Below are 12,390 nucleotides of genomic sequence, written 5' to 3'. Positions count from 1 at the left end.
TAAATTTTAAAAAAATGGCACCTTAAAACAAGGAAAATCATAAAAAATTGGCACCATAGAACATAGAAAACACTGAAAAAACATATAAATAACTTACTTAAAATGAAATTACAACGACAGACACCGGGATATGTAAGCCACAGGATAAAGATAAAAAGAGCTTTGTGGAACATAACATCGGCAATATTCTTCCGCCCGTTCATAACAAAGTTGTTCCGCCCGTGGCGCATTGCGCTGCTCAAACTGTTCGGAGCAGACATCAAATGGGATGCCGAAGTCTATGCCTCGGTAAGGATATGGGCACCATGGAACCTGTGCATGGGTCACCGTGCTTGTCTGGGGCCGGATGTAATCTGTTACAATCAGGACTTTGTAACATTAGAGGATGACGCCGTCGTGTCACAGTATTCATACCTGTGCACGGCAGGTCATGACACCTCGCACATGAATACCGCAGACAGCGGGCTGGTGGTTGCACCTATCGTTTTGCGCAAGAAGGCTTGGGTAGGCACACGTGCCTTTATAGGCATGGGCGTGGAGATAGGCGAAAGTGCGGTGGTGGGTGCAACAGCATCAGTATATAAAGATGTTGAACCTTGGACTGTCGTTGGGGGCAATCCTGCCCGATTCATAAAGAGAAGGGAGTTGAAAGAATAATAGTCCTTTCCGTCATACCCTGCAGAGAAGCCAGTCATGGGCAAGCACGCAGCGGATGGTCTTCCCGTCAATGGTGATATTACCGGCTTCGCCATACATCATGACCAATGTAAGGGAAGTGCAGCCTGTTGCAGCCGAACCTTTCAGCAATCCCCCAATCTCCCTGTTGTAAAGTTTGGTTTTCGGAGAAATGAAGTCGTATGTCACTTGGATGAGTTCTATCACGCTATTGCGGTCTACGACAACAAAATCAACTTCATAATTTTTGTGTTCACGCAAATAATACAACTGCTGCGTGGCATGACGCATACGCCGTAAAATTTCAATGGCAATGACATTCTCAAGCCGCCACCCAAGACTTTCTGTTTGCAAAGCTTCGTCACGATTTGTCAAAAACGCATTGTCTATGGAATATGCCTTGCGCTGATTCTGACGCTCAATACTTTTGAACGAATATTTGGGAACAAGGCGTATGAGATAGGCATTGTCAAGATAAGAAACGTAGTTTTTTGCCGTATGTATGGAGCTTAATTGATAATCGTTCTGCAATTTACGGTATGACAATTCCTGGCAGAAATGATCGAGTATACCATTTGCCATCTGCTGCAACGTCTTTTTATAACGCACATTATAACGCTGACAAATATCTTTAGATATGATTGCCGTTAACAACGAGTTTATATATGGTTCTTGTTGTGTTATATGCAGGAACTCAGGAAAGCCACCACACAACAGATATGCGTCGAGGGCATGAAGCACCAAACCGCCGGCTTTTGTTGTAAGTGCCTCGGTAGGTATATTTTTTGCCGTACAATATTCTTTGAAAGAAAAAGGGAACAGACGTATTTCGTTGTAACGCCCCGTGAGATGTGTGGCAAGTTCGCCACTCAACAGATTGGCGTTACTGCCGGTAAGAACAAGATGTAATCCTTGACGCAACAAACGGTTGACAAAAAAATGCCATTTGGGAATATTCTGTATCTCATCCATAAACAGATGGGTAAACGAGCCATAAATACGATACAACGTTTCAAGAACATCGTTCAGTTTATCTGCTTTCAAGTCAGACAGATATTCATCATCAAAGTTCACGTATGCGAATTTGACGGCACTTTGCATAAGAACCTTTTGACACAGTGTAGACTTGCCGCAGCGCCGCACGCCGATAATAATCTGTGCGAGGTTACTTTTCAAATCTATATCGCTTTCTTCATCGCGTGATACCAATACAGAATAATCGGTTGCCGACAACTCTTCTCTTTGATCTCTAAGTATACGTTCCAATCTGTCCATAACAGCTGTTAATTTATATTTGATGCAAATATACTGATTATTACCGTGTTATACAAGAAAACAATATATAAACTGCTCAAAATGGAAAGTTTTAGCACCTCCAAACTGCTCAAAATGGAAAGTTTTGACACCTCCAAACTGCTCAAAATGGAAAGTTTTGGAACCTTTGAACTGATCAAGATGGTATCACTTCAAAAAGAAGTTCACGTCATACAGCGGCACGTTTTCCATCCAGCCTTGGTCTGAGTGCGGAAGCATGGAGAGACGCAGACCTTTCAGACAAGGATGTTTGTCTATATAGGTACGAAGAGATTTCGACTTTACATTTACCTCTGCCTTAACCTCAATGGGAATAATCCTGTTTCCGCTCTGTACAAGAAAATCTATCTCCACACGTGAGTCATTGCTGCTATGATAATATACCGGCAAACGTTGGGGAACAAGTTGCGTATATACAAAAAGCTCGGTAAACGCCCCTTTGTACTCACGGAATATATTTTCACCGATGATAACGGACTCTGCCGGAACATCTGCCATGGCACCCATAAGACCTACATCGAGCATGAAGAGCTTGAAAGTTGACAACTCTTCATAAAACTTAAGCGGTATGGAAGGAGTGGTGGCACGGTGCACACGATATACAAGTCCGACATCGATAAGCCATTGAATGGCAATCTCAAAGTCAGAAGCACGTGCACCTTTCCTTACAGCACCATATATGAACTTCTTGTTTTCCTTTGCCAATTGCGACGGAATGGCATCCCACACCATATTAATGCGCGGAACCTCTTTCACCGGTGCATGCTTCGAGAAATCACGGCGATAATCGAACAATATCTGTTGTTGTATGGCACGCACAGCCTGTAAGTTTCCTGTTTCCGAATATTCAAGTACGGCAGCGGGCATGCCGCCAACAAAATAATACTGCCGCAGACAATCTATAAAACGCATGGCAAGGGCATCAGTAAGACTGTTATCGCCTGCACGCAACAGGCTGACAAGCCGGCTCTGCCCTATGGCTAAAAGAAACTCATCGAACGTCATCGGATACATCTTTATCATATCCACCTTACCGACAGGGAAAGAGGTGTTACCGTGCAATGATATTCCCAATAACGAACCGGCTACAGCAACATGGTATTGTGGGGCATTCTCGCAGAAATACTTCAATGAATTCAATATAACAAGACTTTCCTGTATCTCGTCAAATATGATGAGTGTGTCTTCCGGCACTATATGAACATCCAGAAGAGCCGACAATGAGCGGACAATCCGTGGAATATCATAATCGGGGGCGAATATTTGCCTAAGTATATCGTTACGGTCACAGTTTACGTATGCAACATTCTTATAGTATTTTTTGCCGAATTCTTGTAAGATGTATGTCTTGCCAACCTGTCTTGCGCCGTTAAGGATAAGAGGTTTACGTTTGTCACTACGCTTCCACTCCAATAGTTCACCAAGTATATTTCTTTTCATAAACACATTTTTTTGCACGAATAATCATCACATCTCCACATTTTTTTGCACGAATGAATAATTTATAAATACAAAATACATCAAAAAGTTTAATGAAAACGAATAATCACATAGTTCAAAAGAGGCATATCGACGGGTACATACAACCGTCAACGGAAATATGCAAGGAATATTTTATATGGGAAAGGAGGCTGTATGCGGCGTAAACATCCCAAGATTTGCCTTGCATGCTCTGCGGGCGGACACCTGCGCGAACTTCAGCTTGCCGTGGGAAGCATTCCCGAGGAGTATCACTGCTATTGGCTGACACTGAAAACAACATCAACAAAGGCTTTCATGAAGGACAAAGAGCATGTCTTCCTACAGAACTTCCAACCGGCAAAGAAGCTGACGCTGCTTGTAAACAGTCTTCAAGCACTGTTCTGGGTGCTGGTAAAGCGTCCACGTGTGATAATCACCACCGGTGCCGGCGTTACCGTACCTACGGTATTCTTTGCCAAGAAACTACTGGGCACGAAGGTAATATTCATCAATTCGGCAGCCGACGTGACCCATGCGTCAAAGACACCTGTATGGATTGAGAAGTATGCAGACCTGTTTCTTGTACAATGGGAAGAAATGAAACAGATATTTCCTAATTCAATTTGTTGCGGAGTATTATGATTTTTGCAAGTTTGGGAACAATGGACATGCCTTTTGTGCGCATGGCAAAAGCCGTGGACATAATGGCAGCCGGGACGAAAGAAGAAGTTATAGTACAGACCGGATGGACAAGTTACGAATATAAACATGCCAAAGCCTTTAAATTCTGCACAAAAGACGAGATGCAGCAATACATTGACCATGCTTCGCTGCTGATAATGCAAGGCGGATGGGGAGCCATAAGTGAGGCGATGGAGAAGCGCAAGCGCATGGTGATAATTCCACGCCATGACAAAACGGAGCATATACACGACCAGTTCCAGCTTATTCGCAAACTTGACGAACTTGGATGTGTTGTCGGATGTTTCGATGAAAAGGACTTACCTGCCTGCATTGAAAAGGCACGGTCGTTCAAATTCGAGCAGCTTGACAAGGGCAATGCAGAGATTTTGATAAGGGAAAAACTGAGCGAATGGATGAAATAATAACATATCCTGCCTTCAACCCCGAGTTCATGTCACTGCTTGACATTCTACGTGCAGCACTGTCGGGCAAGGGTGAGATACGTCAACAGAACTTTGCACCGGTTATAGCAGAGGCACGACGACAAACTGTAGACGGGATTATCCTGTCATTCCTTGCCGGCAAAGGTCTGCTGCCTCCGGAAGAAAAGATGCGGGCAATAGCCAGGATATTGGCTTTGGAAAAAGCAAACAGCCGGGCTGACATACAGGTTGCCGGGCTTGTAAGGCTTCTTGAAGCTAATGGCATACGCCACGCCGTGATGAAGGGTCAGACCGTTGCGCGCTTCTATCCCGATACGCAGCTGCGCATACCGGGCGACATTGATGTATATGTGGCTGAACAGGACTTCCGGCGTGCATGCCTGTTGCTTGAGGAACAGGGGTACACCAATACCGACTTCACCATGCTGCATGCGACATACTCCAAGAAAGAATGTACGGAAGTGGAGCTACACTTTGCCGTTCAGAAACTCCAGTGGTTGCCGCATTTCCGCAGTCTGCAACGCATGACGCGCAAGTATGTGGACAACGCCAAGCCGCATTATACCGTCATTGCAGGTGAACGCATCCCCGTGCTACCGCCATGTATGGAGGCTGTGCTGCTGACCGTCCATGCCTTCAACCATGTGCTGAACGGAGGACTGGGACTGAGGCAGGTGCTCGACTGGATGCTCGGAATGCAATGTCTTGAAAAAGACATTGACAAAACGGTGCTTGTCGAAATGCTGCGAGACACGGGCATGACAAGGATGTTCCGTACATTATATTATATATGCAGCCGGCATTTGGGCATGAGCCTTGACGCTACGGCATGGAATGGCACGGGATTGCTGCATGTCACGGAAAAGAACGAGAAGACAGGCATGGAACTTATGCACTGGATTGGCGAGGCGGGCAACTTCGGACACTCTCTTAATCTGTCAAAGATACAATACTATCTGCTTTTCCTGAAAAACTGTTGGCGATTCAGAAGACTTAACCGTAAAGAAATGTTCGTATATCCCTTCATGAAAATAAAGAGAGGGATAACTGGAGAAAATCATCTCAGAAAATAACAAGGCAAACATTATGAAAATCTCAATAATAACCTCGTGCTACAACCGCGAGGTAACCATACGTGACTCTATAAGAAGCGTCATGGCGCAGGACTATCCTGACATTGAATATATAGTGGTGGACGGTGCATCCACGGACAAATCCCTTGATATAATAAAGGGTGAGGAAGAAATAATAAGAGGCAACGGTTTCACCGCATCGCATCCGATGTTCACCATGAAAGTAATATCCGAGCCGGACAGCGGAATGTACGAGGCGCTGAACAAGGGCATACGCATGGCAACGGGTGAAGTAATAGCACTGCTACACTCTGACGACACACTGTACGACTGTCATACGATAAGCGACGTTGTGAGTGAAATGGAGCGAACTCAATGCGAATTTCTATATGCCGACGGGCTTTTTGTGGACGCGGAGAAGACGGACAAGGTGGTGCGCAACTGGATTGGAGGGCGATACAGGAAATGGAAAGTGCGCCACGGATGGCTACCGCTGCACCCTACATGCTATATACGCCGTGACGTGATGACACGTCTCGGACTGTATGACGAGAGCTACAGGATTGCCGCAGACACGGACTTGCTGGTACGCTACCTTTTAGAGAATGACTTAAGGGTGACATACCTTAAACGTTATGTCGTGCGCATGCGCATGGGAGGGCTGAGCACGGACAACAGCCGAAGGGCAAAGATGTGGAAAGAGGATATACGCGTATACAGCTCACACGGCTTCAGACATGTAACACTGACAAAAATCGAGAAAATGATGTGGAAGGTGCCGCAGTTTATCATGGCAAAATTTATGTAATACATGGAATATTTTTTTGAGTTATTACAGGTTTCGGTAGGAAACAGGCAAAAACTATCACATCCTCTTGATGTCAATGAGTGGAAAAAACTTTTCGATATTGCCTGTAAACAAGCCATTGCCGGAGTTTGTGCAGACGGCATAGGCATTCTACCAAAAGAGCAGCAACCTCCCAAGGACATTGCCATACGTTGGGCAATGACGACAATCCATATAGAGAACCAGAATAGGATACTTAATCGTCAATCTGTAAAAATACAGGAAAAGTTTCGTATGGCAGGTTTCCGCTCATGCATATTAAAAGGACAAGGCATTGCAGCTTCTTACTATCCACAACCATTACATAGACAATGCGGTGACATAGACATATGGCTTGAAGGTGGAAAAAATAAAATAATTTCTTATATACGCAGCATTTCTCCAAATGAGACGGTAAGTTATCACCATATAGATTACAACGCTTTAAAAGAAGTACCTGTTGAAATCCACTTCTTTCCATCATACCTAAAAAATCCATTTCTTAATCACAGAATGCTGTCATTCTGGCATAAAGAGGCAGATATACAAATGAGCCATTATATAAAACTGCCTGAAAATGCCGGTTATATAACCGCACCGACTGATTGCCTTAATCTCATATACATACTGGCACACATCAAACATCACTATTTTGAGGAAGGTATAGGACTGAGACAGCTCATGGACTATTACTACATACTGGAAAAAGGAATAAACAATACGGACAGGGAGAGAGCCGTATCGATGCTTAAGTCTTTCAGAATGATAAAATTTGCAGGAGCCGTGATGTATGTCCTACAGAAAGTATTCGGCATGAAAGATGAAAACCTTTTGCTTCCACCTCAAAAGAAGTCAGGAAAATCACTGTTAAAACATATAATGGAAGCAGGAAATTTCGGTCAATATGACAATAATGTAAAACAGATATATAAATCAAAAACAACATTATCCCGATTTATACGGCGCGAATATTTCAATCTACGCATATTCACGCAATATCCTGAAGAATATTTTTCTGAAATATATTTCAGGATATTCTACTACTTCTACCGCAAGAAATGGAACGGGAAATAAGTATATTCCATAAAAAATATTCCGATTACAAAAAACTCGACAGTCATGTCCCCACTCTGCAACAAGATTGGACATGGCTGTTTTCTTTTCCATAACATTAGGATAAAACATCCGATTTCAACAAGTTAATCATTGCCAGCAGCTACATAAGCATTTAATATATGGCTATATTTGACTCACAAAATCGGCTTCGCCACCGCGAACCGGGCTAAAGCCCGATTTTCGCTATTTTGTTTTGTCGAATATTCTCCGTATATTTGACTCACAAAATCGGCTTCGCCACCGCGAACCGGGCTAAAGCCCGATTTTCGCTATTTTGTTTTGTCGAATATTCTCCGTATATTTGACTTCGCCTTCATCCAATATACTCTCGCTCGGCAAAAAACAAATGAATTTGTTGTTTTGCTCTCGACTTATGCGTATATTTGCAAACAACAAAATAAATATATAAAATCTAAATATAACTAAATTTATGTACAAACTCAAACACTACCGCATTGCGGGGCTTGCCACCTTTATAACAATGATGGCAATCGGCATGTCTGCAAATGCAGCCGTACATTATGTGAAAACCGGTTCTAATAGTGGTGACGGCACATCGTGGGCGTCTGCATACACAACCATTGACGAAGCTCTCGACGCATCGCAGCCGGGTGATGAAATATGGGTTGCCGCAGGCACTTATAAGCCGACGCGACTTATCAACACATCAGTAAAGAATTCACGTTCTTTTGTATTGAAGGACGGAGTATCGCTATACGGCGGATTTTCCGGAACAGAAAGCAGTAAAGACGAACGCATGGTCAAAACGGACGGCAAAGCCTGGGACATGACATACGAAACAATACTCAGCGGTGACGATGATGTGCCTGATGTATGGGAACGCGAAATATCTCCGGGCACAACGTACCGCTACACGTGGAAGACCGAAAACAGCCAGATACCCGGTTCGCAGAACAATGCCACACACGTATTGTATAACGGCGACATTATACGCAACAACACCATTATCGACGGATTTACCATTACCGGTGGCAATGCCAACCAACATAAGACAAAAGCATCCGGCGGCGGAATATATGCAACAGGTAACGTCAGCATTAATGCATGCCGCATAATCGAGAACTCCACCTGGTTCCGCAACGAGCCGCTCACCAACGACATTCAGGCACTTGGCGGAGGCATATACCTCAACGGTGCCGGTGAGGCATCTGTAACCAACTGCTATTTCTCACGCAACTACGCCACCTCAAGCTATACCATAGGCAGAGGCGGCGCGCTGTATGCAAAGAATGCGGAAGTATCGGGATGCACATTCGACAACTGTGTCGGAGAAGACGGCGGTGGTGCCGTATATCAGATCAACGGTACACTTAAAGACTGCACGTTCAGCAACTGCTACGGTTCCGCCGGTGGCGCACTCTATGCAGCCGGCACTGTCGAAAGGGTTGCCGTCAGCGAATGCCGTTCGCTCAACGGCGGAGGCATCTACGTTGACAACGGGGGCACCGTCATTCACGCTACCGTATACAACTGTTATGCTGATGCCCTTGAGTTCGGCGAGAGTCTCGGAGGCTCAGGCGGAGGTATCTTCGTGCATGGCGGTAATGTCTTGGGATGTGTAGTTTACAATAACCTGTCATTTAACGGCGGAGGAATATGTATACGCTCAGGCAGGGTTATAAACAGTACCGTACAGAACAATGCGATACGCAAAGACAATCCCAACGTGACAAACATAGACGAATGGCCCGAAAGCGGTGCCATCAAAGGCGTGGCGAACTGCATTGGCGATATAAATACGAACGCGGCAAACTTCATCGCTCCCACTACATTTACAGGCTTATCGAACGACGACATACAAAAAGAGGCTCTTGTAAATGCCGACTGGAGTCTTGCGGCAGGAAGCGAGTTCATTGATGCCGGAACACCGACCGAAGGCTTACAGGAAAATACCGACATGGCAGGCAACCCACGCATAACTGGAAAAAGTATTGACGTAGGTGCATATGAGTATGTATCGGGCAGCACCGGAATAAACATAAGCGAAAGCGACATGAACAATTCCGGAATAAATACAATAAACTATTATACCGTCTCCGGAATATCGCTCGGTTCCGTTGTTCCGAAGAACGGATACTACATTGTAAAAACAACATTCAACAACGGACGCACCGTTTACCGTAAATGTAAAAAATAAGATATTGCCGTGTGGCACGCAACAAGCGGCAATATATGTGTGCCACACGGCTTATCCGTATTAATCATAAACACCTAAATTTCAACTTTATGAAGAAAATTCTATCTTTTGCATTGACATTGTTCTGTTTTATGACAATCAATGCCATGGAGCCTCTCACGCCCGAGCAGCTCGCAAAACTGTCCATTCAGATCAACAACTCTGAAGACGGGTTCTCTCTCAGTGCCACTGTCGGTCCGGAATATACAGACGCATCCAATCCTAACATCATCAACATTTAGAACTTCAACAATTCGGGGCTGCCGCTCAGACTGAATGTAGACTGGGCTACTGCCACCGTATCGGCTGCGCCATATACTTTCTCTCAGGAGTTCGATGATGACACTTATCAGACATTCTACCTCATGGTTGTCAATGCCGAAGCCGCTGAACTTGAATCACCGATGGACAGCAAGTTCTCAAGTTCAAAACTGACTGGAAAGATAAGCGAGAACGGCATTACACTCGAACCGTGGAACATCGTAAAAGTGTCACAGACATTCACCTCAATGACCAAAGTCTACGCAAAGCCGCAGACTACAAGAATTATAGAACCCAACGCCACAATGTCGCAGCAGCGTCTCGATTGGGATAATGATTGGGAGAATCTTGTGGATTCTGAGCCTTTGGAATTCCGCGTATACACAGAGGTAGATGGAGAAAACCTCACCGTTTACGGCTGGGACGACATGCCTTCGTGTGTGAAGTTCAAACAGAATGTGGAGAACGGCAAATACACATACTCCAACAACGCCGCCGACGTGATATACAATCAGAAAAACAAGTATAACTATGTACTGTGCACACTGCCGGGATATACTTGGGACGATCTGAGCAATTTTACCGCAAACGACGCCAAACCGATAGTATCAGAAGAGGTAAAAGACAGCAAGGAACTCGTTTTCGGTCCTTGGATTGTGGAGTCTTTCGGAACAAGCTACAACAACGAACGCACATTTGGAAAAGCTGCAAAGATAACATTCGACACGCCACTGCCTATTATTGTTGCACCTGCACCCAACGCCATACTCACATTCGACGGCAAGAACGAAAACGCGGTTATAACATTCATGACCACAGACGGTAACTTCAAGGCTGTGATAAACGGTGAAAACTATACCGTACAGAATATTACTCCGAATACGAACAAAAGCGTAGCATTGCCGCTTAACGGCGCCACGACGGTTGATATTTATGCAGACGGACTGTCACGTATCAACATCAACGAGCAAGGACTTACGGCTATCGACCTGACAAACGCTCCCGCGCTCAACATGATACAGCTTGCCGGCAACGCACTGACAGAACTTGACGTTACAGGCAATCCACTGCTTACCGGCATTTATGCCGAAAAGAATGCCATTGCCTCCATGGACCTGACAAACAACACGGCACTCAAGGTTCTCTCGGTATACGATAATAATATCAGCGGCACTCTCGACCTGTCTGCCATGACAGCGTTGTCAAAGGTGGATATCGACAACAACAAGGTAACCGAATTGCTGCTACCGAACCACTCATACCTGGTGGAAGTGGACTGTGAGAACAACCAGTTGACCAACATCGACATTGCCGGACGCAATGGTCTCAGAGACATTAACATTTACGGCAACAAGATAAAATCACTTGACCTCTCCGGACTTGGCGCTCTTGAGAGCCTTTATGCCGGCGCAAACGAAATAACCGAAGTGAAGAACCTGGCAGACTGCAAGGTTATAGAAACATTAAACATAAGTTTAAACCGTCTGACCGATATCGACATCAGCGTGGCACCGACTATCACAGGACTTTATCTTTACAATAATGAAATCTCAACTCTTGACATTTCCAACAACCCGAATATATCATGGATGAACGTAAGCGACAACCATATCGGCGCACTCGACCTGTCAAGACTGACCAACCTGCGACTGCTCCACGCCAACAACAATGAATTGAAGGAACTCGACCTGTCTCATTCACCCTACTGCGGTCAACTGACTGTCGGCAACAACAACATCAGCAAGCTTGACCTGTCTAATCTGGCGAGCCTATTCTGGCTTAAGGTCGACGGCAACAACCTTACGGAACTTGACGTAACGAACAACGCATACCTAAGCCTGTTGGAATGTGGAAACAACAAGCTCACTTCGCTTGACATCAGCAAAAACACATATCTGCGCAGACTTGCTGCAGAAGGAAACATGCTGACATCCATAGACATCACATCGAACAAGGATCTGTGCGGAATAACATTGCAAGACAACGCCATGGATGCCCAAACCATCAACGACATGATAGACCGTCTGATCGATGTAAGCGAGATGGCGCCTGTTGAAGGAAGCGAATGGATAACCATGCTCGACATCAGCCGCATGCCCGGCACACAGAATGCCAATATTGCTGCAGCACAGGCAAAAGGCTGGAATGTAACAGCCGAAATATCAAGCGGCATCGATGACATAGACATGAACAACGGCAAAATAGCATCTGTAAGCTATTATACCGTTTCAGGAATGGCGCTCGGTTCTGCCGTTCCGCAACCGGGATACTACATTGTACGAATAACATTTACAGACGGACGCACCGTTTCACGTAAATGCTTCGTAGAATAAATCTTTC

Annotated in this window: 11 protein-coding genes; 9 read left to right on the top strand and 2 right to left on the bottom strand. The window is 45.0% G+C overall.

The features are described 5' to 3' along the window. The first annotated feature begins 102 nt into the window (after nucleotides 1-102). On the top strand, nucleotides 103-657 hold the full coding sequence (locus HPS54_RS08370; protein ID WP_172344995.1) for an LbetaH domain-containing protein: 555 nt from the start codon (nucleotides 103-105) through the stop codon (nucleotides 655-657). 12 nt (nucleotides 658-669) lie between these two features. Here the strand turns inward: HPS54_RS08370 and HPS54_RS08365 are convergent, their stop codons facing one another. Together HPS54_RS08365 and HPS54_RS08360 are read right to left on the bottom strand one after the other, a co-directional pair. Then, the gene (locus HPS54_RS08365; RefSeq protein WP_172344994.1) at nucleotides 670-1,950 is read right to left on the bottom strand and encodes an ATP-binding protein; all 1,281 of its coding nucleotides are present in this window, start codon (nucleotides 1,948-1,950) and stop codon (nucleotides 670-672) included. Between the two features lie 186 nt (nucleotides 1,951-2,136). Next, nucleotides 2,137-3,429, bottom strand: a complete 1,293-nt coding sequence (locus HPS54_RS08360) for an ATP-binding protein (protein ID WP_172344993.1) — start codon at nucleotides 3,427-3,429, stop codon at nucleotides 2,137-2,139. Between the two features lie 195 nt (nucleotides 3,430-3,624). On the opposite strand from HPS54_RS08360, the gene HPS54_RS08355 reads away from it, so the two are divergent. The 8 genes from HPS54_RS08355 (at nucleotide 3,625) to HPS54_RS08320 (ending at nucleotide 12,383) form a co-directional block, all read left to right on the top strand. Next, nucleotides 3,625-4,092: a glycosyltransferase family protein gene (locus HPS54_RS08355; RefSeq protein WP_172344992.1), complete on the top strand. Its 468-nt coding sequence runs from the start codon at nucleotides 3,625-3,627 to the stop codon at nucleotides 4,090-4,092. Then, the gene (locus HPS54_RS08350; RefSeq protein WP_172344991.1) at nucleotides 4,089-4,556 is read left to right on the top strand and encodes a glycosyltransferase; all 468 of its coding nucleotides are present in this window, start codon (nucleotides 4,089-4,091) and stop codon (nucleotides 4,554-4,556) included. Before HPS54_RS08355 ends, HPS54_RS08350 begins: the two co-directional genes overlap by 4 nt. Beyond that, nucleotides 4,544-5,650, top strand: coding sequence for a nucleotidyltransferase domain-containing protein (locus tag HPS54_RS08345; protein ID WP_172344990.1), 1,107 nt, complete (start codon nucleotides 4,544-4,546; stop codon nucleotides 5,648-5,650). Before HPS54_RS08350 ends, HPS54_RS08345 begins: the two co-directional genes overlap by 13 nt. 13 nt (nucleotides 5,651-5,663) lie before the next feature. Then, nucleotides 5,664-6,458, top strand: a complete 795-nt coding sequence (locus HPS54_RS08340) for a glycosyltransferase family 2 protein (RefSeq protein ID WP_172344989.1) — start codon at nucleotides 5,664-5,666, stop codon at nucleotides 6,456-6,458. A 3-nt stretch (nucleotides 6,459-6,461) separates the two neighbouring features. Continuing rightward, nucleotides 6,462-7,550: a nucleotidyltransferase domain-containing protein gene (locus HPS54_RS08335; protein WP_172344988.1), complete on the top strand. Its 1,089-nt coding sequence runs from the start codon at nucleotides 6,462-6,464 to the stop codon at nucleotides 7,548-7,550. Nucleotides 7,551-8,022: 472 nt separating this feature from the next. Further along, a complete protein-coding gene (locus HPS54_RS08330) occupies nucleotides 8,023-9,750 on the top strand; it encodes a right-handed parallel beta-helix repeat-containing protein (protein ID WP_172344987.1) in 1,728 nt (575 codons plus the stop codon). Between the two features lie 89 nt (nucleotides 9,751-9,839). Next, entirely contained in the window at nucleotides 9,840-10,031 is a 192-nt protein-coding gene (locus HPS54_RS08325; RefSeq protein WP_172344986.1) for a hypothetical protein, read from the top strand. A gap of 123 nt (nucleotides 10,032-10,154) precedes the next feature. Further along, the gene (locus tag HPS54_RS08320; protein WP_172344985.1) at nucleotides 10,155-12,383 is read left to right on the top strand and encodes a leucine-rich repeat domain-containing protein; all 2,229 of its coding nucleotides are present in this window, start codon (nucleotides 10,155-10,157) and stop codon (nucleotides 12,381-12,383) included. The last annotated feature ends 7 nt before the right edge of the window (nucleotides 12,384-12,390 follow it).

Source organism: Xylanibacter caecicola (assembly GCF_013166515.1).
GTDB lineage: Bacteria > Bacteroidota > Bacteroidia > Bacteroidales > Bacteroidaceae > Prevotella > Prevotella caecicola.
The sequence above is the reverse complement of the archived record's forward strand: the minus strand, read 5'-3'. Positions and strand labels throughout refer to the sequence as shown.